The following is a 19,675-nucleotide window of genomic DNA, read 5'->3' on the forward strand; positions in this document are numbered from 1 at the left end:
CCAAAAGCACAGTTCTAGCCGCCCTGCTTGCCTGTGGACAGCCACACGTTGGTCGGGTCGAACATCTGCAGCGCCGGCACGTAGACGGCGTTGTTGACCTGCGGCGCGTGGTAGTTCGCGTTCTTCGGGTTGGTCAGCGGGAAGAACGGCGCGTCGGCCATCACCTGCGCGTCGGCCTTGGCCCACAGGTCCGCCGCCTGGTCCTCGCTGGGCGCCTTCTCGGCCTGGTCGATCAGCGCGTTCGTCGCCGAGCTGCTGTACAGCCCGAAGTTGCTGCCGATCGGCGGGTACGACGGCTCACCGGAGAACAGCGGGTTGAAGAACGACAGCGCCGCGTTGCCGTACCAGTCAGCACCCCAGCCGGCCAGCGACAGGTCCCAGACCCCACGCTGCGCGACCGTCGGCACCTGCAGGTACTTCACGTAGAAGTCTGCGTTCGGCGACGGTACGCCGACCACCGTGATACCGGCCTTGGACAGGTCCTGCTGAACCGTCTGGAAGGACTTGCTGCTGCCCTCGGACGCGTTCCGGTACAGGAACTTCAGCGTCAGGTGCGGGAAGCCCGCCTCGGCCAGCAGTTGCTTGGCCTTGTCCGGGTTGTACGGGTAGGGATCGATCTGCTTCGAGCCGACGATGTTGTCCGGCAGGACATGCGTCAGCGGCGGGTTGATCGTCGGACCGCCGAGCACCTGCAGGATGTGGTCGCGGTTGATCGCGTAGCTGATCGCCTGCCGCACCTTCACGTTCGCCAGTGCCTTGTTGTTGTTCGGCGACGCGGTGTTGTAGATGACGTACGGGTTGGTGGACGCGGTCATGCCGAGGTTCAGGTTCTTGTCCTTCTTCGCGAGCAGCCCGGGCAGCTGCGACGGCGGCGGCTGGACGTCCCACTCGAGGTCGGCGGTCGGGGTCCCGGTCTGCAACTGCTGCTGGATCGAGTCCTGACTGACCGTCTCGTTCACCACGATCTTGTCGACGTACGCCTTGCGGACCGGGTCGGTGGACGCGTTCCAGGCCGGGTTGCGCGAGTACGTGATCGACTTGGTCGGGACCCAGGAGTCGACCTTGTACGGGCCGTCGGACGGGTAGTGGTTGCCGAGCTCGGTACTGGCCGGCAGGTACTTGAGCGACTCGACCGGAGCCGGCGAGAACGCGGTCAGGGTCAGCATGTCGACGAAGTACGTGGCCGGCTGGGTGAGGTGGAACTCGACCGTGGTGTCGTCCTTGGCGACCACACCGGGCAGCGGCGTCTTGTCGATGTAGGCCTGGATCGCGGCCGGCGTCTTGGCCACCTTGGCGAAACCGTCCGCGAAGGCCTTGTACCCGACGATCAGGTTGGCGAAGTCGGGGATGCCGCCGAACGGCTGCACCGGGTTCGCGGTCCGCTTGACTCCCCGGACCATGTCCGCGGCGGTCACCTGGCGGGCCGGCGTGGTGTTCCACTGCGCGCCCGGGCGGATCTTGATCGTGTAGGTCTTGCCGTCGGCACTGATCCCGCCGTTGGCCGCGGTCGGGATGTCGGTGGCCAGGTCCGCCACCGGCTTGGTGTTGTCGGTGCCCGGATCGGCCGGGTAGGTGAACAGCTGCCGGCTCCACATTCGCAGGTTCAGGTACCCGACGGAGTAGTAGCTGAGGTTGGGATCCATGTAGTCGACATCGCCGGCCCCGAGCATGTTCAGGGTGCCGCCGGTGACCGGCGTGGCAGCGGTGCCTCCGGATCCGGATGCCGATCCGCCGTCGTTGCTGCAGGCGGCGAGCACGAGACTCGCCACGGCGGCAAGGGATACTGCCGCCAGCCGTCTTCTGGCCATTGGTCCTCCTCCGGGACTCGATAGCGCCGAAGTTAGGACTCCCGGGCGCGGCCGGATCCGCGATCACGCAACCGTCAACGAGTTGTCACCTCGGGCGCGCGGGGACATGACGGTTTCATGACGCTCGTAACCCTGGCGGTGAGCGACACTGGGTGCGTGGCACACAGCCTGCTGTTGGTCGACGACGAGCCGCGCATCCGGCGGGTGCTGCGGCTCGCCCTGGAGGACGAGGGGTACCAGGTCGCCGAGGCGGCCAACGGGTACGACGCTCTGGCTGCGCTCCGCCGGGTCCAGCCCGACGTGGTGCTGCTGGACCTGATGCTGCCGGACCGGGACGGATTCACGGTCTGCCGCGAGATCCGCCGTACCAGTGACGTGCCGGTCATCATGGTGACCGCGCGGACCGATAGCCACGACGTGGTCGCCGGGCTGGAGGCGGGAGCGGACGACTATGTGACGAAGCCGCTGGTGGCCAAGGAGCTGTCGGCCCGGATCCGGGCGCTGCTGCGGCGGGTCGAGCCGGGCAACGCGCGGCAGTCCGACCTGCTCGAGGTCGGCGACCTGCGGATCGACGTTCCGGGGGCGGAGGTGACCCGCGACGGCGCCGTACTGCCGTTGACCCGGACCGAGTTCAAGCTGCTCGCCGAGCTGGCCGGTGCCGAGGGCAAGGTGCTCTCCCGGGAGCAGCTGCTCTCGAAGGTGTGGGGCTACGGCTACTTCGGCGACAGCCGGATCGTCGACGTCCACATCCGGCGCCTCCGGCTGAAGATCGAGCACGACCCGGCCAGCCCGAAACACCTCGTCACCGCCCGCGGTCTGGGCTACCGACTGGTGAGCTGACCTTGCTGGGACGGTTCAGCCTGCGCGGTCGGGTCATGCTGGCGTACGGCCTGCTGGCGCTCGGGCTGTCGACGGCTCTGGCGCTGGTCACCTGGGGCGTGGTCTCGAACTACCTGACCGAGCAGCGCGAGTCGTCCGCGGTGGTCGAGACGGCGGACAACGCCGCGGCGCTGCACTACGGGCTGTTCGGCGCGCCCCAGCCCTGCCACCCGGCCCGCGAACGCGCGGAGTGCGGCAGCCCGACGCCGAACCAGGACGTCAGCGTGATGGATCTGCTGAACACGCTGCCGTCCACCGACTCCGCGGCCTCACTGCTGTACTTCGACGATCAGTGGTGGTCCCTGACCGGCAAGCCGGCGGACCTCCCGCCCGACCTGATCGCGACTGTGCGGGCCGGCGCTACCGCCCATCGCCGGATCGACGTGAGTGGGCAGCAGGTGCTCGCGGTCGGCGTACCGATGACGCGGCCGGGGGAGGCGTTCTTCGAGTGGCACCCGCTCGACAACCTGGACAACACGCTGCGGACGTTGAAGATCACGCTGATCGTCGCCGCACTCGTGACCGCGATGATCGGCCTGGCGGTCGGCCGGCTCGCGAGCACGCTGGCGCTGCGGCCGCTGGCCGAGCTGACCCGGGTGGCGGACGCGGTCGCGCGCGGGAAGCTCGATGCCCGGCTGCAGGCCGAGAACGACCGGGATCTGGGTGGGTTGGCGCGGTCGTTCAACCAGACCGCGGCCGATCTGGAGCGCCGGGTGGCGGCGGACGCGCGGTTCGCGGGCGACGTCAGCCATGAGCTGCGGACGCCGCTGATGACGATGCTGAACTCGATGCAGCTGATCCAGAACCACCGCGCCGAACTGCCCGCGGCGGTGCGGGAGCCGGTCGAACTGCTCGGGTACGACCTGGACCGGTTCCGGCGGCTGGTGATCGACCTGCTGGAGATCTCCCGCGACGACGGTGGTGACCAGGGCAGCCGGGAGATCGTTCGGATCGCCGACCTGGTCCGGGCCGCGGCCGACGCCACCGCCGGGCGGGAGGTGACCACGGTCGAGCCCGAGGCCGAGGGGTTGATCCTGCAGGCCGACAAGCGACGGCTCGAGCGAGTGATCGCGAACCTGGTCGAGAACGCCGAGGATCACGCCGGCGGCTGCAAGGGCGTCGGTGTCGAGGCCGGCGGTCTCGGCGTGATCATCACCGTCGACGACGCCGGCCCCGGCATCGCCGCCGAGGACCGCACCCGCATCTTCGAACGCTTCGGCCGCGGCGAAACCTCCGGCCGAGGCCGCGGCGTAGGCCTAGGCCTGGCCATCGTCGCCCGCCACGTCCAATGGCACGCCGGCACCATCCGCGTCGAAGACCGCCCCGGCGGCGGCGCCCGCTTCACCGTCGAACTCCCCGCGAAAATCAGCTGACGGTTCTTGTCCGCCCAGCTACCGTGAACGCATGGCTACTTGCCTCTGTGTCTAGCTGTGGACCCGCTTCCGCGCCAGAAGTGTGTCCTTTAGCTATCACGGAGAGTAACCATGATCACCGTCCGCGGTGTAGATATTCGCGTCGGCGCCCACCTGCTGCTGTCCGACCTCTCGTTCCACGTCAGCCCGGGCGACCGCGTCGGGCTCGTCGGCCGCAACGGCGCCGGCAAGACCACCCTGATGAAGACGCTGGCCGGCGAAGAGCGCCCGGCCGCGGGTTCGATCACCGTGTCGGGTTCGATCGGCTACCTGCCGCAGGACCCGCGCGCCGCCGACCCCGCCGTCACGGTCACGGCACGCATCCTGTCCGCGCGCGGCCTCGACGTCGCCGTCCGCAAGCTTCGCGAGGCCGAGTCGGCGATGAGCACCGCCGACGGCGAAGCCCAGGAGCGCGCGATGGCGGCGTACGCCAAGGCCGAGGCGCAGTTCCAGGCCGGCGGCGGGTACGCGGCCGAGGCGGAAGCGGCCCGGCTGGCGGCCGGCGTCGGCCTGCCCAACCGCGCCCTCGAGCAGCCCATCGGCGAACTGTCCGGCGGCCAGCGCCGCCGGGTCGAGCTGGCCCGGATCCTGTTCGCACAGCACGACACGCTGCTGCTCGACGAGCCGACCAACCACCTCGACGCCGACTCGGTGCTGTGGCTGCGGTCCTTCCTGCTCGGCTACCCGGGCGGCCTGATCGTGATCAGCCACGACCGCGAGTTGCTCAAGGCAACGGTCAACCGGGTGTTCCACCTGGATCCGCAGCGCCTCACGATCGACCTCCACAACACCGGCTGGACGAAGTACCTCGAACAGCTGGAGACCGACGAGCGCCGCCGGACCCGGGAACGCCACACGGCCGAGCGCAAGGCGGCGGTCCTGCACGCCCAGGCGGCGAAGATGCAGGCCGGCGCCAACACCGCCGTCGCCGCCAAGAACATGGCCCGGCGCGCGGACAAGATGCTCGCCGACCTGGAGCCGGTACGCCGGTCCGCCCGAGTGGCCCGGATCCGGCTGCCCGAGCCGGCGCCGTCCGGAAAGACCCCGCTGACCGCCGTCGGCCTGAAGAAGGCGTACGGCGCACTGCAAGTCCTGGACGGCGTCGACCTCGCCGTGGACCGGGGGAGCCGGGTCGTCATCCTCGGGCTGAACGGTGCGGGTAAGACCACCCTGCTCCGACTGCTCGCGGGTCGCGAGGAGCCGGACGCCGGCCAGGTCGTGCCCGGCTACGGGCTACGGCTCGGGTACTTCGCCCAGGAGCACGACACCCTGGACCTGGCCGGTACCGTCCGGCAGAACCTGGCGTCGGTCGCGCCCGGCCTGACCGACGGCGAGGTCCGCAACGTGCTCGGTTCGTTCCTGTTCAGCGGAGACGACGCGGACAAGCCGGCGCATGTGCTGTCCGGTGGGGAGAAGACCCGCCTGGCGCTGGCCGGCCTCGTGCATTCCGGCGCCAACGTGCTGCTGCTGGACGAGCCGACCAACAACCTGGACCCCGCCTCCCGCGACGAGGTCCTCGGGGCGGTCGGCAGCTACCCCGGCGCGATCGTCATGGTCACCCACGACGAGGGCGCCATCGAGGCCCTCCGCCCCGACCGGGTGCTGATCCTCCCGGACGCCACCGAGGACCTCTGGACCGACGACTACCTGGATCTGGTGTCGCTGGCCTGATCGTCAACCCTGGGGTTGAGACCCGGTTCCACCCGGGTCTCAACTCCGGGCTGAGGTCTCCGGCGCCCGATCCGGGGAGTGTTGTCACCGACAACGAAACCTCCTCGGGGAAGGAACCCAGAAATGTCGTCCGGACTGATCATCGGGATCTTGGTGGGACTGTGGGTGCTGGTGCGAGTCGTCGGCCGGCAGATCACCGGGTCGCTGGTCACCCAGCGGCAGTTGCTGCTGATGCCGGTGATCCTGCTCGGCATCGGCGTACTCTCGCTGTCCTCGGCGCTCGGCGGCGCGTCCACCGGGGAGCTTGCCTTCCTCGGGCTGGACTGCGTCATCCTCGTCGGCCTCGGGCTCGCTCGCGGTGCCAGCATCCGGCTGGAGCGGCGTACGGAAGGCCTGTACCAGAAGGGGACTGGCGCCACGCTAGGACTCTGGCTGCTGACCATCGCGCTGCGCGTCGGCGCCGCGTTCGGGTCGGCCGCGATCTGGCCGGACGGCAAGCTCAGCCACGCGACGCTGGCGCTGACCATCGGCCTCACCATCGCCGCGCAGAACGTGATGATCTACCGTCGGGCGCTCAACCTGCACATCCCGTTCGCGGTCGAGCGGGCATGATGACTGTATGAGCCTCACGCTTGCGGGCCAGGTGCGGTACTCCTCCGTACCTGGCCTCCTGCTGCGTGCGGTCCCCGGGGTGCTCACGATCATCACCGTGGTCTTCGCCGTACGGCGGCAGCACGAGCATCGGCTGCCGTTCCCGATGGTCGTCGTCCTCGGTGTGATCGTTGTCATCAGCAACGTTTCGCTCTTCCGGCTCCGGCATGGCGAACCCCCCGGATCGGCGAGTTACGGCCTGGTCGTGTTCGCGGTGGCCGGATCGCTGCTGTGGTACGCGCTGCCGGCGAGTCCCTTGCTCCTGCTGCCGTTCTGGGTCACCCGGGCCGCGGTCCGTTACTACCGGGCCGGACCGCTCGAGTGGGTGATCGTCGCGGTGGGGGTCTTCGGCGCGAGCATCCCGCTGTACGTCACCACGCGGTCGGGTCCCGGCGCCCTCGGGGTCGTGTTCGGGCTCACGGCGCTGGTGCTGTCCGCTGTCAACCGCCGGAACCGGGAGACGCAACTCGAGGAGCTCGAGGTCTCGCTGGCCCGGAAGCAGGCTGCGATCGAGGAGCACAGTCGCGCCGGCGCCCTGGCCGAACGAGCCCGGATCGCTCGCGACGTGCACGACGTACTCGCACACTCCCTGGCCGGACTGTCGTTGAGTCTGCAGGGAGCGCGGCTGATGCTGGTTCGGGACGGTGCTTCGTCGGAGGCGATCGAGCAGGTGACGCGGGCGCAGGGTCTGGCGGCCGAAGGACTGGCCGAGGCGCGGCGGGCGGTGTCGGCATTGCGTGAGGATGCGGTTCCCGACGTACGGGCGCTGGGCGACCTCGTCACGGCGTACCGGCTGGAGAGTGGGGCGACGGCGGACTTCGAGGTGAGCGGTGTGGAGCGGGAACTGCCCGCGGACGTGATGAGCACGCTGTATCGCACGGTCCAGGAGGCGCTGGTGAACACCCGCAAGCACGCGCCGGGCGCTCCGGTCGTCGTGAAGCTGTCGTACGGCGAGGAGGTCCGGCTGACGATCTTGGATCGGCCCGGGAGGAGTCCGGGGCGGGCCGCGCCCGGGGGTTATGGTCTGCTCGGCATGCGGGAACGGGCCGACCTCGTCGGCGGTTCGCTGGAGGCCGGCCCGGCGTCCGACGGCTGGCGGGTGGAACTGAAGGTGCCACGATGAGTGCGGTACGGGTGGTGGTCGCCGATGACCAGAGGGTCGTCCGGGACGGGCTGGTCACGTTGCTCAAGCTGCTGCCGGGCATCGACGTCGTTGCGGCTGGATCCGACGGCGAGGAGGCCGTTCGGTTGGTTGCCGAGCACAACCCCGACGTCTTGCTGGTGGATCTGCGAATGCCGAACTGCGACGGCGTGGAGGCGACCGGCCGGGTGCGCGCGGACCACCCGGGCACGGAGGTCGTCGTACTCACGACGTATAGCGATGACGACTCGGTCCTGTCAGCGCTCCGGGCCGGTGCGCGCGGCTACCTGACCAAGGACGCCGACGCCGAGTCCATCGGCCGTGCGCTGCAGGCGGCGGCCGCCGGTCAGTCCATCGTCGACGCCGACGTCCAGCGCCGCCTGATCGAAGGTGCCGCCACTCCCAAGCCCGCCGACCCGACGGACACCGGCCTCACCCCACGCGAGATCGAGGTCCTCCGCCTGATCGCCGACGGCCTCTCCAACACCGAGATCGCCCGCCACCTGGTCGTCAGCGAGGCGACGGTCAAAACCCACATCAACCACCTCTTCGCCAAAGCCAACCTCCGCGACCGAGCCCAAGCCGTCGCCTACGCCTACCGCCTCGGCCTCGCCTGACTGATCGCATCCACCAGCAAATCGAGGTGCCCGCGGTGCTGCGCCGTCTCCTCGATCATGTGCAGGTAAATCCAGCGCAGGCTGACCAACTGCCCGCCGAACGACCCTCGAACCGCCCGTACGTCGAGCGAGTCGAAGCGCCTCGTGATCCGCCGACTGGCATCACAGGCACTCAGGTAGAGCGCACGCAGCTCGGCCACCGAGTTCTCGGCCGCCGAGTGGATCTCCCAGTCCGGGTCCTGGTCGAAGGGGGCCGATCGCCACGGCTCGGCGGATGGCACGTCGAGGAGCTCACCGCGTGGGCGATCTGGAAGTACGCTCGCATCGAGGAGAAATGGCCCGTCCGCCTAGTTCATGGATGCGAACCTTGTCTGATATACCGAACGCATGAGTGACGCTGACAGGCCGGCGGTGAAGTCAGCAGCCCGGACCGTGGAGCTGCTGGAGGCGTTGGCGCAGGCCCAGCGCCGGCTGACGTTGACCGAGCTCGCCAGTCAGCTCGGCTATCCGAAGTCGAGCATCCACATGCTGCTACGGACGCTGGTCGGAGCCGGCTGGGTCGAGTCCGACGACCGCGGCACGGCGTACGGCATCGGCGTCCGCGCGCTCCTCGTCGGGACGGCGTTCCTCGACCGGGACGTGGTCAACCAGGTCGCGACCCCGCACCTGGCCGCGTTGCGCGCGCATCTCAACGAGACCGTTCATCTGGCCCGGCGCGACGGTGCCGACGTGGTCTACCTGGCCAGTCGCGAGTCGATGCACATCCTGCGGAGCGGGTCCCGGGTCGGTCGCCGGATGCCGGCGCACGCGACCGCGATCGGCCAGGTATTGCTGGCACAACTCTCGCCCGAGCAGGTCGACGACCTGATTCCCGCCGAGCTCGAAGCCGAGACCCAGCACACGATCGGCGACCGCAAGGCGCTGGCCCTCGAGCTCCAGGACGTTCGCGTACGGCGCTGGGCCGCGGAGCGCGAGCAGGACACCCTCGGCCTCGGCAGCATCGCGGTGGCGATCCCGTTCGGCCACCCGGCGTCGTACGCACTCAGCTGCTCGATCCCGCTGACGCGCTTCACCGACGCCCACCAGCGCGACGTCGTCCAGGCGCTGCTCGAACACGCCGAGGAAATCGGCGGCACCCTGCGCCGACTCCCCAGCGCCTGAACCCCGCCGCTCCCACCCGCAGGTACCTGCCTTGCTGATCCCTGCGCACTCCAACCGTTGACACCTGTCCGGGACACCGCTTACCTTCATCGTCGTTCAGTATCACAGACATTGTTCATGTATGTGAACTCGATGGAAGGACCGCCCATGCTCGGTTCGGCTCGGAAGGTGCTCGCGGTGGTCGTCGCCGGAGTGCTGGCCGCCGTTCAGCTCGGATCACCCGCGCAGGCGGCGACTGATCCCGGGATCGTCTTCACCGCCCCCGTCGCCGCCGACGGGATCACCGCCTGGCCGGGGGACCCGGACAAGACCCCGGAGCACGCGGCGTCGAGCCGGCTCGGGGTGCCGTGCTGGCAGACCAGCAACGACCTGAAGGACCAGTACATCTACCTGAACATCGACGTGGCCCGGATCCCGGCCGGCGCAACCGACGCGGTGCTTACGGTGAACTACTTCGACACCCCGGGCCAGCAACTCACCGCGCAGTACGACAGCGTCAGCGCGGCCTTCACCCCGTTGCCGTGGTTCTCGTTCCCCGGCAGCGGCGCCTGGGCGTCCACCCAGTTCCGGATGTCCAACGTCAACTTCCAGAACCGCGCGAACGGCGCCGACATCCGGCTGATGGCCAATGCACCTGGTGGTGTCATCAGCTCGGTCTGCATCTCGTCGGTCAGCATCTCGTTCGCGGACACCACCGGCATCACGGTGACGAACCAGAGCCTCGTCTTCACCCAGGGCTCGGGCACCGTCACCCTGACGTCGACCGCGCCGTCGGTCGCCTGGAGCATCACCGACGACCAGTACCTACCAGTTGCCTCAGGCAACACAACGAACGGCTCCATCAAGGTGGCGACCCTCGGCGCAGGGTTCTACAGCCTCCGCCTCACCGCCGGCCAGACAGTCGTCGGTACGACGCTCGCCGTCATCCCACCGCTACCGGCGGGAATCCAGTCCCCACAGGGCAAGTGGGGCGTGAACACCCACATGAACCACTACTACGACCTGAGCGGCGCGCTGATCCGCACCCTCGCCCTGACCGGGTTCTCGCACATCCGCGACAGCCTCGAGTGGGGACACGTGGAGTCCGGCTCACCCGGCAACTACACGGTCGAGCCGCAGTACGACGCGATGGTCGCCGACGCGAAGGCGAACGGCATCATCCCGCTGCTGGTGACCGGCTACCGCAACTCGCTGTACGACGGTGGCCACACCCCGAGCACCCCGGCCGGCCTGGCCGCGTTCGGCCGGTACCAGAGCTTCTGGCTGAAGCACTTCGCCGGCACGACGAACGACATCGAGACCTACAACGAGTACTACCAGCCCGGCTTCAACGACAGCGCGTGTGGCGTCACCGGTGCGTGCTTCGTGCAGCTGATGAAGGCGGCGTACGAGCAGACCCACGCGGACAACCCGAACGCCAATGTGATCGCCGACGTTGGTCCCAACAAGGGTGACACCTCGTTCCGCGACCAGGTGCTGTCTCAGGGCGGTCTGGCCTACCTGGACTCGATCAACGCGCACATCTACACGTTCGCCGGACCCGAGGGTGACCTGGACACCCAGATCCAGAACCTGCGAACCAAGGCCGATGCGAACGGCGGCGCCGGCAAGCCGATCTGGATCAGCGAAGAGGGCTACCCGACCGCGGCGAGCTTCGGCGGCTCCATGCTCGACCAGGCCCGCAAATCGATTCGCAACGACACGATCATGATCGCGAACGGCGTCAGCCAGTTCTACTGGTACGACGCTCTGAACGACGGCACCAACCTGGACGACAAGGAGAGCACCTTCGGCCTCCTGCAGGCACCCGCCGGACCGATCGCCGGCATGGCGCCGAAGCCGGGCCTGGTCGCGAAGGCGACCACGATCCGCGCCCTCACCGGCCTCGCCCCCAGCGGCCGCGACACCCTGCCATCCCCGCTCTACTCGTACCGCTTCGGCTCCGGAACGTCGACCACCCGCGTCCTGTGGTCGACCGGCACCGGGACCTCGTCGGTACATCTCAGTACGACCAGCCCACTCCAGGTCACCGACATGTACGGCCACGAGACCACCCTGACCCCGACCGGTGGGGTGGTCACCATGACCGTCGACCAGGACCCGGTCTTCGTGAAGGGACCCGCCGCCGCGGTCGCCGTCACGACAGCCCCGCAACTGAAGGTCGCCGCCGCGGACCCGTCGAACTCGCAGGAGCCGACCGCGGTCACCGTGACCATCAAGGGCACACCGCACTACCTCGGCCCGGCCGCCGTCACCGTGGCGGATCAGACCAAGCGGGTCCTGGTGCTGCCGGGCAAGGACACCAACGTCACCATCCCGGTCCCGCCCAGCGACACCCTCGGACCGCGGCACGTCGTCGCGACCGTCGCCCGGCTCGGCAACCCGATCGCCCGCCTGGTCGCCTGGACCAGCGTCGAACCGGCGACCAAGCTCCGCGTGGTCCCGCAGCTCACCCAAGACCTGCAGACCGCGCTCGGCGTGGAACTCACCAACACCAGAGCCAGTTCGTCCGCCACGATCCAGGACCTCACCTGGACCATCGCCGGCCAGCACGGCACGGCAGGCGCCGGCCAGTCGATCGCGCCCGGGCAGAAGGCAACCATCAGCATCCCGGTCACCGGCCTCACGCCTTGGAAGGCCTACGCCTACACGGTGGACCTCACCACCTCCGACGGCAACAAGGTCTCCGCCAAGGGCACCACCGCCTTCGACCCGATCGTGCCCTCGGCAACAACCCCGAGGAGCTCGATCAACCTGGCCACCGACGCCAGTTGGCTCACCTTCACCCGTCCGTGGGGTGGCGCGGCCGACCTGTCCGGCACGGCCAACTTCCAGTACGACGCAAGCGGACTGACCATCAACGCGGCCGTCACCGATGACGTGTTCGCGCAAACCGAGACCGCGCCCAACCTGTGGCGGGGCGACAGCCTGCAGTTCGCGATCAGCAACGGGCTGCCCGGCGAGAACGCGACCGCCACCGAGCTCGGCGCGGCGCTGTTGCCGACCGGGCCGGCCGTCTACACGTTCGGCACCTCCGACGGCAGCCCGACCGGGACGACGCCCGGCGCCACGGCAGTGATCACGCGCGCCGACGGCGTCACGTCGTACCAGGTCAAGGTGCCCTGGGCGGCGCTCGGGTTCCAGGCCCAGCCGACCGGACCGGTGGCGATTTCCCTTGCCCTGAACGAGAACGACGGCGCCGGGCGGGCCGGTGCCTTGCAGTGGGCGAGCGGGATTGTGACCGGCAAGACCACGACCTTGTTCCTGCCCGGAACGTTCATCAGTTAGGAGAAACGAGTGCTGACCACACGACGGAGGACAGGGGTAGTCACCGCGCTGGTGATCCTGGCCGCGACCGCCTGCTCATCAGGATCCGGGGGAGAAGCCACCCAGGCCGACGGCACGGTCACGATCACGGTCGGGCAGAAGCCGACGCCGGACCAGGCGGCCGCGCTGAAGACCTGGACCGATCGGGTCGCGGAGTTCGAGAAGGCCAACCCGAAGATCAAGATCCAGGGCTCGGAGTACGGGTACGACGTCCAGACGTTCCAGGCCGACCTGGCCGCCGGGACGCTGCCGACGGTGGTTGCGATCCCGTACACCGACGTTCAGGGACTGATCGAGCGCAAGCAGCTTGCCGACATCACCGACGTGGTCAAGGCGTCGCCGGTCGGCAGCAAGATCAACCCCGAGGTGCTGAAGACCGTCCAGGACTCCAGCGGGAAGATCTACGGGCTGCCGGTGCAGGCGTACACGATGAGCCTCAACTACAACCGCGCGCTGTTCAAGCAGGCCGGGCTCGACCCGGACAAGCCGCCGACGACCTGGGCCGAGGTGCGGACCGACGCGAAGGCGATCGCGGACAAGACCGGCAAGGCCGGCTACTCGATGATGACCACCAACAACACCGGTGGCTGGATCCTCACCACGATGACCTACACGTACGGCGGAAGCATCGAGAAGGTGGACGGCGGCAAGGCCTCGGCGTCGTTCAACGACGCGCCGATGAAGAACGCGCTGACCGCCCTGCACGACATGCGCTGGACCGACAACGCGATGGGCAGCAACTTCTTGTTCAACCAGAAGCAGCTGCAGCAGGAGTTCGCCGGCGGCAAGGTCGGGATGTACATCGGTACGCCGGGTGACTACCGCGACGAGGTCACCACGATGGGCGGCAAGGGCGAGGACATCGGTGTCGCGCCGCTGCCGCTCGACTCGCCGGACGGCGGCACGCTGACCGGCGGCGCCGTACAGATGTTCAACCCGAAGGCGTCGAAGGAGCAGGTCGAGGCCGCGGTGAAGTGGGCCGAGTTCTTCTGGCTGGAGAAGTTCACGAACCAGGATCACGCGGTCACGGATGCGATGACCGCGAACGCGGACAAGCAGTACTCCGTCGGCCTGCCGATGCTGTGGTTGTTCGACGACGCTGCGCACCAGCAGTACGACGCGTGGATCAAGCCGTACGTGAACACGGTCCAGGCGAACTTCACGCCGTACACGACGAAGGCCGCGTCGCTGAAGCTGATGATCGAGCCACCGGTGGCCGGGCAGAAGGTGTACGCGAATCTCGACTCCGTCGTGCAGACCGTATTGACCAAGAAGGACACCGACATCGGCAAACTGCTCGGCGACGCGTCGAAGACCGTCGACGGCCTCCTGACGAACCCGTGATCCGTACGCACCGATGGATCCGCAACGGCGGGATCAGCACACTGGTGTTCCTGATCCCGACGTTGCTGGTGTTCGGACTGTTCTCGTGGTGGCCGATCGCTCGGGGACTGGTACTGGCGTTCCAGCAGACGAACCTCATCGAGCCGGCGCACTGGGTCGGGTTCGGCAACTTCCGCAGGGTGCTGGCCGACCCATTGCTGCTGACTGCGGTCCGCAACACCGCGTGGTTCGCCCTGCTGGCGTTGGTGTTCGGCTATCCGGCGCCGCTCGCACTGGCGGTCTTCCTGCGCGAGCTGCGACGCGGGCGCGCGCTGTTCTCGGTGCTCGCCTACCTGCCGGTGGTGCTGCCGCCGGTGGTGGCGATCCTGCTCTGGCGGGTGTTCTACGACGCGAGTGACGCCGGCCTGTTCAATACGCTTGCCCGGGGCATCGGTCTCGGCCCGTTCCAGTGGTTGCAGGACGCGCACTGGGCGATGCCGAGCATCGTGCTCGAGGCGACCTGGGCCAACGCCGGGGCGACGATGATCATCTACCTGGCCGCGCTGTCCGGCGTACGCACGGATCTCTACGAGGCGGCCGAGATCGACGGAGCCTCGATCTGGCGGCGGGTGGTGCACGTGACGTTGCCGCAGCTGCGGACGATCCTGCTGATCACCTTGCTGTTGCAGATCATCGGCACGTTCCAGGTGTTCACCGAGCCGTTCCTGTTCACCGGCGGAGGACCGGCGAACGCGACCACGACGATCCTGATGCTGCTCTACAACTACGCCTTCATCAACGGCGACTACGGCGAGGCGACCGCATTGTCGGTGCTGCTGGCGATCTTCCTCGGCCTGCTCTCGTTGCTGTACTTCCGGTTGACCCGCGGCTGGAGCACCGCATGAGCGCCCGGGTCGAGGACCGCGGCCTGATCTCCACGGCCGACCGCCGCCGCCCGCTCGTCCGCTGGAGCCTGGGCAGCGGTCAGGTCCTGATCCTGGTCCTCCTCGCACTGGCTGGGCTAGGCCCGATCCTCTGGCTGGCCAAGGCCGCGATCTCCCAACCGCAGGACATCGCTGCGAATCCGCTCGGCCTGTGGTCCGGGCAGCCGCAATGGCACAACATCGAGACCGCCTGGTCCAGCCTGCGCGTCGGGCCGGCGTTGATCAACACCGTCTGGGTTGCCCTCGGCAACTGGGCCGTCTCGGTGTTGGTGGCAACGACTGGCGGCTACGCGCTGGCGATCCTGCGACCGAAGTACGCTAAGATCATCAACGGCGCGCTGCTGGCGACCCTGTTCATCCCCGGCGTCATCTCGCTGGTACCGCTGTACCTGACGGTGCTCGACGTACCGATCCTCGGTGGGTCGTTGATCAACACCTACTGGGCGATCTGGCTGCCCGCCGGGGCGAGTGCCTTCAACGTGATCATCACCGGCCGGTTCTTCGCACAGCTTCCGCCCGAGCTGTTCGAGGCGGCGAAGATCGATGGCGTCGGCAACTTCCGGATGTTCACCTCGCTGGTGCTGCCGTTGTCCGGCCCGATCATCGGCGTGGTCTCGCTGCTGTCGATCATCGCGGCCTGGCGCGAGTACCTCTGGCCGAAGCTGGTTCTGCCGGACCGGACCAAGCAGCCGCTGTCGGTGATGCTGCCGTCCATCCGCGACAACGTGCAGCTCAATCTGTTCATGGCGGGTCTGCTGATCTCGGTCGTGCTGCCGATCGTCATCTTCCTGCTCTTCCAGCGCTACTTCATCCGCGGGGCCGGTCTGGCCGGCGGCATCAAAGGCTGATCAGCCGACCTCGAGAGGAATCACCATGCCGTTGTTCGACAAGCCGTTGCCGGAGCTTCGCGAGTACCGCCCGGAGCGCACCGAGCCGGCCGACTTCGAGCGGTTCTGGCAGGAGACGCTGGCCAAGGCCGAGACCGATCCGCTCGACGCGTCATTCGTCCCGTACGACGCCGGCCTGTCGCTGGTCGACGTGTGGGACGTGCGGTTCACCGGCTTCGGCGGGCATCGGATCGCGGGGTGGTTCCTGGCACCTCGGGGGACGCAGGGTCCACTGCCGACGGTCGTCCAGTTCCTCGGGTACCAGGGTGGGCGGAACTGGCCGATCGACTGGCTCGTGTTCCCGGCCGCCGGATACGCCGTACTGGTGATGGACACTCGCGGTCAGGGGACCGAGACGGGGGATCCCGATCCGGGTGCGAACCCGCAGGTGCCCGGGTTCCTCACCCGCGGACTGGTCGACCGCGACTCCTATTACTACCGCAGGGTCTTCACCGACGCGGTCCGGGCGGTGGACGCGGCGCAGAGCCATCCGGTCGCGGACCCGGCCCGGATCGTGGTAGCCGGCGGCAGCCAAGGGGGAGCGATCGCGCAGGCGGTGGCCGGGTTGCGTTCCGACCTGGCGGCGGCGTTGATCGACGTACCGTTCCTGACGCACTTCCGGCGGGCCGCCGAGATGGCGGGGGAGAGCGGGTACGGCGAGATCGCCGACTATCTCGCCCGTCGGCGCGTGCCGCCCGAGGACGTGTTCTCCGTCCTCGACTACTTCGACGGGGTGAATCTCGCCGCCCGGGCGACCGCGCCGGCGCGGTACTCGGTCGCGCTGATGGACGCCGTCTGTCCACCGTCGACCGTTTTCGCGGCGTTCAACCACTACGGCGGTACGGCGGAGATCGACGTCTGGCCGTACAACGGGCACGACGGCGGCGCACAGGTGCAGCGGATGCGGCAACTACGGTGGCTCGCTGACACGCTGTAACCAGCGGCACGTTGCGGGGCGCGAGTGGGTCCTTTACTGTCGACGTATGAAGAGTTCTGCAGATGTGCAGCTCGACTCCTGCAACATCCGGTTGGTCGACCCCGAGCGGGTGGCGAGCGTCAACGCCAGGATGCCCGCGGAGGACGACATCGTCGATACGGCCGACGTGTTCGGCCTGCTCGGCGATGCCCGCCGCCTGAAGTTGCTGGTCGCGCTACTCGACGGTGAGCTGTGCGTCTGCGATCTCGCCGCGATCACCGGGCTGAGCGAGTCCGCCACGTCGCACGCCCTCCGGCTGCTCCGTGCCCACCGGGTGGTCGCCGTACGGCGTGACGGCCGGAACGCCTTCTACCGGCTGGACGACGCGCACGTCCGGATGCTGCTCGACCTGGCCGTCGCCCACACCGAGCACACCGACGCCATCCACCCGGAACGGTCGGAGTCATGACAGTGCTTTTGGCCGGGCCTTCGGCGCCGGCGTGGTCATGGGGCCTTGGCTCCCGGTCTTCCCTCGTCGCTCCAGTCGCTGCGCTCCCTGCGCTCCTCAGGCCAGACCGGGAGGCCCCATGACCGACCACGGCCATGGACATGGACATGGACATGGACACGGTGTTAGCTCGAGTGCCGACCGGAAGTTGCTCAGTGGTGCGCTCGCGCTGATCGTCGGCTTCATGGTGGCCGAGGTCATCGTCGGCCTCGCGGCCGGTTCGCTGGCCCTGATCACCGACGCCGCGCACATGCTCACCGACGCGATCGCCATCGTGCTCGCGCTGATCGCGATCCGGCTCGCGGCCCGCCCGCCGGCCGGCGGCTTCACCTACGGGTTCAAGCGGGTCGAGATCCTGTCCGCGCAGGCGAACGGCATCACCCTCCTGCTGCTCGCGGCGTACTTCGTCTACGAGGCGATCAACCGGATGATCGACCCGCCCGAGGTGAAGGGCGCGCTGGTGCTGATCACCGGTGTGGTCGGCATCGTCGTGAACCTGTTCGCCACCTGGCTGATCAGCAAGGCCAACCGCTCGAGCCTGAACGTCGAGGGCGCGTTCCAGCACATCCTGAACGACCTGTTCGCGTTCATCGCGACCGCGATCGCGGGTCTCGTCGTACTCCTCACCGGCTTGGCCCGGGCGGACGCGATCGCCGCGCTGGTGGTCGCCGCGCTGATGCTGAAGGCCGGTGTCTCATTGGTCCGTGACTCCGGCCGGATCTTCCTCGAGGCCGCGCCCGCCGCCATCGACCCGCAGGCGCTCGGCGCCGAGCTGTGCGCGATCGACGGCGTGGTGGAGGTGCACGACCTGCACGTCTGGGAGATCACCTCCGGTGAACCGGCCGCGTCCGCGCACATCCTGGTCGCCGAGGGACTCGACTGCCACCAGATCCGGATCGAGATCGAGGCACTCCTCGCGGACCGGTATCACCTGACGCACTCGACCCTCCAGGTCGACCACGCCACCGGCGACGACCTCTCCGCGCACTGTTCTGATGCCCACGGCACCGTTCATCGCTCAATCACAACCGCTGGGCGAGCACCTGACCCGGCCACTCCGAACCATTGACCGGTACGGCGAACGTCTCGGTCCGCGTGAACCCCTGCTTCTCGTAGTACCGGACCAGCGCACCGTCCCCACCGGCGAAGCAATCCACCCGGAGCAGCCCGACTCCCGCCTCACGCGCCAGTTCGCGCGCGTGATCGAGCAGTACGCCGCCGATGTTCTGCCCGGCGGACTCTCGATCGGTGACCAGCAGCCGCACGTACAGCTCGGGCTCCTCGGCCGGCCGCACGTACGGCATCGCGTCCCCGACGGCGAGCGCCCCGACGACCCGACCGTCCGCCTCGGCCACCCACAACCCGTCGTCGTCCGCGAACGAGGTGATCTGCGCGATCCGCCGCGGACTCGTCGAGTGCGGCTCGGTGCCCCACTGATCGGTCCGCCCTCGCGCGACCAGCCACTCGGTCGCCCCGTCGAGCAGTCCCAGCACCACCGGTACGTCGTCCCGCCCCGCGCGGCGGATGTTCATCTGCACTTCCCCAGAATAGTTTGGCCAGGGATGTCGAAACCCGTCCGCCAGTCTCTACCTAGGGGTGTAGAGAGGAGCTCATCGTGAGCAACAAGACCGCAAAGCTGGACAAGACGTTCACCGCGCCGCTGCTGAAGAGCGACGCCAAGGGCGGCTGGACCTACGTGCAGATGCCCGGCTCGGCCGAGTTCTTCGGCACCCGCGGCCTGGTCAAGGTCCGCGGCACCATGGACGGCCACCCCTTCGAGAGCTCCTTCATGGCCCTCGGCGACGGCACCCACAAACTCCCCGTCAAGGGCGACCTCCGCGACCTGATCGGCAAGCAGCCCGGCGACGAGATCACGGTCCACCTGGAAGAACGCCTCGGTTGAAAGTCACCCCCATCGGCCCGGTCGCAGTTTGAGACCGCCGTCACACAGCGTCATGTCCTGAGTAAGGAGTATGTGAAGAATCAGTCCTGACGGGCCGCTCGGGTGGGGATCGTCCGGCAACGGACCGTAAGTTCGATGGTGGGTGGTCCGTCGACGTCAGGAGTGAACGAAGTGCAACGGGGCTCACGGGGTATGCCATCGGCATGCCCACCATCAGCGGAGCCGGTCTCACCGTGACGATGCTGAACAAGATTCTCGGTATCGCCGGAGTGGTCCTGGTCTTCGCCGGGGTGCTGCTCGGCTTCCGGTCGGTCTCATCGGCCGGGGTCGACTGTGGCTCGTCCTTCCGGCCCGCCGCGGGGATCACGCCGATGACGTGCGACAACGCGCTGAACGGCTCGAGCACGCTGGTCACGATCGTGATCAGCGCGGGTGCGCTCTGCCTGATCGCCGCTGTCACGGTCAAGGTCGTCCGCGACAAGGCGGACAAGGTCAACGCCTGAATTCGGATGCGGTCGCGCGGCTGC

19 protein-coding genes are annotated in these 19,675 nt (G+C 68.4%); 16 read left to right on the forward strand and 3 right to left on the reverse strand.

Annotation, left to right across the window (positions count from 1 at the left end; translation table 11 throughout):
- Positions 1 to 14 precede the first annotated feature (14 nt).
- Positions 15 to 1,808 carry an ABC transporter substrate-binding protein gene (locus tag AB0E63_RS00450; protein ID WP_360359042.1) on the reverse strand — a complete coding sequence of 598 codons (1,794 nt, stop codon included), beginning with the start codon at positions 1,806 to 1,808 and terminating at the stop codon, positions 15 to 17.
- A gap of 156 nt (positions 1,809 to 1,964) precedes the next feature.
- Between AB0E63_RS00450 and AB0E63_RS00455 the strand changes: the two genes are divergently transcribed.
- The 6 genes from AB0E63_RS00455 to AB0E63_RS00480 all read left to right on the forward strand — a co-directional run bounded on the left by AB0E63_RS00455 (position 1,965) and on the right by AB0E63_RS00480 (position 8,179).
- The gene (locus AB0E63_RS00455; RefSeq protein ID WP_360359044.1) at positions 1,965 to 2,648 is read left to right on the forward strand and encodes a response regulator transcription factor; all 684 of its coding nucleotides are present in this window, start codon (positions 1,965 to 1,967) and stop codon (positions 2,646 to 2,648) included.
- Positions 2,649 to 2,650: 2 nt separating this feature from the next.
- The gene (locus AB0E63_RS00460) at positions 2,651 to 4,060 is read left to right on the forward strand and encodes a HAMP domain-containing sensor histidine kinase (RefSeq protein WP_360359046.1); all 1,410 of its coding nucleotides are present in this window, start codon (positions 2,651 to 2,653) and stop codon (positions 4,058 to 4,060) included.
- A gap of 111 nt (positions 4,061 to 4,171) precedes the next feature.
- Entirely contained in the window at positions 4,172 to 5,770 is a 1,599-nt protein-coding gene (locus AB0E63_RS00465) for an ABC-F family ATP-binding cassette domain-containing protein (protein WP_360359048.1), read from the forward strand.
- Positions 5,771 to 5,893: 123 nt separating this feature from the next.
- On the forward strand, positions 5,894 to 6,382 hold the full coding sequence (locus AB0E63_RS00470; protein WP_360359050.1) for a hypothetical protein: 489 nt from the start codon (positions 5,894 to 5,896) through the stop codon (positions 6,380 to 6,382).
- A gap of 7 nt (positions 6,383 to 6,389) precedes the next feature.
- A complete protein-coding gene (locus AB0E63_RS00475; protein WP_360359052.1) occupies positions 6,390 to 7,544 on the forward strand; it encodes a histidine kinase in 1,155 nt (384 codons plus the stop codon).
- Complete coding sequence (locus AB0E63_RS00480; protein WP_360359054.1) at positions 7,541 to 8,179, forward strand: response regulator transcription factor; 639 nt, start codon at positions 7,541 to 7,543, stop codon at positions 8,177 to 8,179. Before AB0E63_RS00475 ends, AB0E63_RS00480 begins: the two co-directional genes overlap by 4 nt.
- Here the strand turns inward: AB0E63_RS00480 and AB0E63_RS00485 are convergent.
- Entirely contained in the window at positions 8,158 to 8,460 is a 303-nt protein-coding gene (locus AB0E63_RS00485; RefSeq protein WP_360359056.1) for a DUF664 domain-containing protein, read from the reverse strand. The two genes, AB0E63_RS00480 and AB0E63_RS00485, sit on opposite strands and share 22 nt — an antisense overlap.
- A gap of 106 nt (positions 8,461 to 8,566) precedes the next feature.
- On the opposite strand from AB0E63_RS00485, the gene AB0E63_RS00490 reads away from it, so the two are divergent.
- From AB0E63_RS00490 to AB0E63_RS00525, 8 genes are all read left to right on the forward strand, one after another.
- Positions 8,567 to 9,340 (forward strand): IclR family transcriptional regulator, encoded by a 774-nt coding sequence (locus tag AB0E63_RS00490; protein ID WP_360359058.1) that lies wholly within the window; start codon positions 8,567 to 8,569, stop codon positions 9,338 to 9,340.
- A 147-nt stretch (positions 9,341 to 9,487) separates the two neighbouring features.
- Positions 9,488 to 12,628: a sugar-binding protein gene (locus AB0E63_RS00495; protein WP_360359060.1), complete on the forward strand. Its 3,141-nt coding sequence runs from the start codon at positions 9,488 to 9,490 to the stop codon at positions 12,626 to 12,628.
- Positions 12,629 to 12,637: 9 nt separating this feature from the next.
- Entirely contained in the window at positions 12,638 to 14,011 is a 1,374-nt protein-coding gene (locus tag AB0E63_RS00500) for an extracellular solute-binding protein (RefSeq protein ID WP_360359062.1), read from the forward strand.
- The gene (locus AB0E63_RS00505) at positions 14,008 to 14,895 is read left to right on the forward strand and encodes a sugar ABC transporter permease (protein WP_360359063.1); all 888 of its coding nucleotides are present in this window, start codon (positions 14,008 to 14,010) and stop codon (positions 14,893 to 14,895) included. Before AB0E63_RS00500 ends, AB0E63_RS00505 begins: the two co-directional genes overlap by 4 nt.
- Positions 14,892 to 15,782 carry a carbohydrate ABC transporter permease gene (locus tag AB0E63_RS00510; RefSeq protein WP_360359065.1) on the forward strand — a complete coding sequence of 297 codons (891 nt, stop codon included), beginning with the start codon at positions 14,892 to 14,894 and terminating at the stop codon, positions 15,780 to 15,782. The genes AB0E63_RS00505 and AB0E63_RS00510 overlap by 4 nt, the downstream gene beginning before the upstream one ends.
- Before the next feature lie 25 nt (positions 15,783 to 15,807).
- Positions 15,808 to 16,758 (forward strand): acetylxylan esterase, encoded by a 951-nt coding sequence (locus tag AB0E63_RS00515; RefSeq protein WP_360359067.1) that lies wholly within the window; start codon positions 15,808 to 15,810, stop codon positions 16,756 to 16,758.
- Positions 16,759 to 16,804: 46 nt separating this feature from the next.
- Positions 16,805 to 17,206: a metalloregulator ArsR/SmtB family transcription factor gene (locus AB0E63_RS00520; protein WP_360359069.1), complete on the forward strand. Its 402-nt coding sequence runs from the start codon at positions 16,805 to 16,807 to the stop codon at positions 17,204 to 17,206.
- A gap of 118 nt (positions 17,207 to 17,324) precedes the next feature.
- The gene (locus tag AB0E63_RS00525; RefSeq protein ID WP_360359071.1) at positions 17,325 to 18,314 is read left to right on the forward strand and encodes a cation diffusion facilitator family transporter; all 990 of its coding nucleotides are present in this window, start codon (positions 17,325 to 17,327) and stop codon (positions 18,312 to 18,314) included.
- Here the strand turns inward: AB0E63_RS00525 and AB0E63_RS00530 are convergent.
- On the reverse strand, positions 18,268 to 18,777 hold the full coding sequence (locus AB0E63_RS00530) for a GNAT family N-acetyltransferase (RefSeq protein ID WP_360359626.1): 510 nt from the start codon (positions 18,775 to 18,777) through the stop codon (positions 18,268 to 18,270). The genes AB0E63_RS00525 and AB0E63_RS00530 overlap by 47 nt on opposite strands.
- Positions 18,778 to 18,860: 83 nt before the next feature.
- Between AB0E63_RS00530 and AB0E63_RS00535 the strand changes: the two genes are divergently transcribed.
- Both AB0E63_RS00535 and AB0E63_RS00540 read left to right on the forward strand, forming a co-directional pair.
- Positions 18,861 to 19,148, forward strand: coding sequence for a DUF1905 domain-containing protein (locus tag AB0E63_RS00535; RefSeq protein WP_360359073.1), 288 nt, complete (start codon positions 18,861 to 18,863; stop codon positions 19,146 to 19,148).
- A gap of 203 nt (positions 19,149 to 19,351) precedes the next feature.
- Complete coding sequence (locus AB0E63_RS00540) at positions 19,352 to 19,651, forward strand: hypothetical protein (protein ID WP_360359075.1); 300 nt, start codon at positions 19,352 to 19,354, stop codon at positions 19,649 to 19,651.
- Positions 19,652 to 19,675: the final 24 nt, after the last annotated feature.

Source organism: Kribbella sp. NPDC026596 (assembly GCF_040638415.1).
In the GTDB taxonomy this organism is placed as follows: Bacteria; Actinomycetota; Actinomycetes; order Propionibacteriales; family Kribbellaceae; genus Kribbella.

What these genes read in the sequence shown, in the direction of transcription:
- AB0E63_RS00450 (WP_360359042.1), bottom strand. Translation starts at nt 1,808, where the DNA reads ATGGCCAGAAGACGGCTGGCGGCAGTATCCCTTGCCGCCGTGGCGAGT.
- AB0E63_RS00465 (WP_360359048.1), top strand. Translation starts at nt 4,172, where the DNA reads ATGATCACCGTCCGCGGTGTAGATATTCGCGTCGGCGCCCACCTGCTG.
- AB0E63_RS00470 (WP_360359050.1), top strand. Translation starts at nt 5,894, where the DNA reads ATGTCGTCCGGACTGATCATCGGGATCTTGGTGGGACTGTGGGTGCTG.
- AB0E63_RS00475 (WP_360359052.1), top strand. Translation starts at nt 6,390, where the DNA reads ATGAGCCTCACGCTTGCGGGCCAGGTGCGGTACTCCTCCGTACCTGGC.
- AB0E63_RS00480 (WP_360359054.1), top strand. Translation starts at nt 7,541, where the DNA reads ATGAGTGCGGTACGGGTGGTGGTCGCCGATGACCAGAGGGTCGTCCGG.
- AB0E63_RS00490 (WP_360359058.1), top strand. Translation starts at nt 8,567, where the DNA reads ATGAGTGACGCTGACAGGCCGGCGGTGAAGTCAGCAGCCCGGACCGTG.
- AB0E63_RS00495 (WP_360359060.1), top strand. Translation starts at nt 9,488, where the DNA reads ATGCTCGGTTCGGCTCGGAAGGTGCTCGCGGTGGTCGTCGCCGGAGTG.
- AB0E63_RS00510 (WP_360359065.1), top strand. Translation starts at nt 14,892, where the DNA reads ATGAGCGCCCGGGTCGAGGACCGCGGCCTGATCTCCACGGCCGACCGC.
- AB0E63_RS00515 (WP_360359067.1), top strand. Translation starts at nt 15,808, where the DNA reads ATGCCGTTGTTCGACAAGCCGTTGCCGGAGCTTCGCGAGTACCGCCCG.
- AB0E63_RS00520 (WP_360359069.1), top strand. Translation starts at nt 16,805, where the DNA reads ATGAAGAGTTCTGCAGATGTGCAGCTCGACTCCTGCAACATCCGGTTG.
- AB0E63_RS00525 (WP_360359071.1), top strand. Translation starts at nt 17,325, where the DNA reads ATGACCGACCACGGCCATGGACATGGACATGGACATGGACACGGTGTT.
- AB0E63_RS00530 (WP_360359626.1), bottom strand. Translation starts at nt 18,777, where the DNA reads ATGAACATCCGCCGCGCGGGGCGGGACGACGTACCGGTGGTGCTGGGA.
- AB0E63_RS00540 (WP_360359075.1), top strand. Translation starts at nt 19,352, where the DNA reads ATGCCCACCATCAGCGGAGCCGGTCTCACCGTGACGATGCTGAACAAG.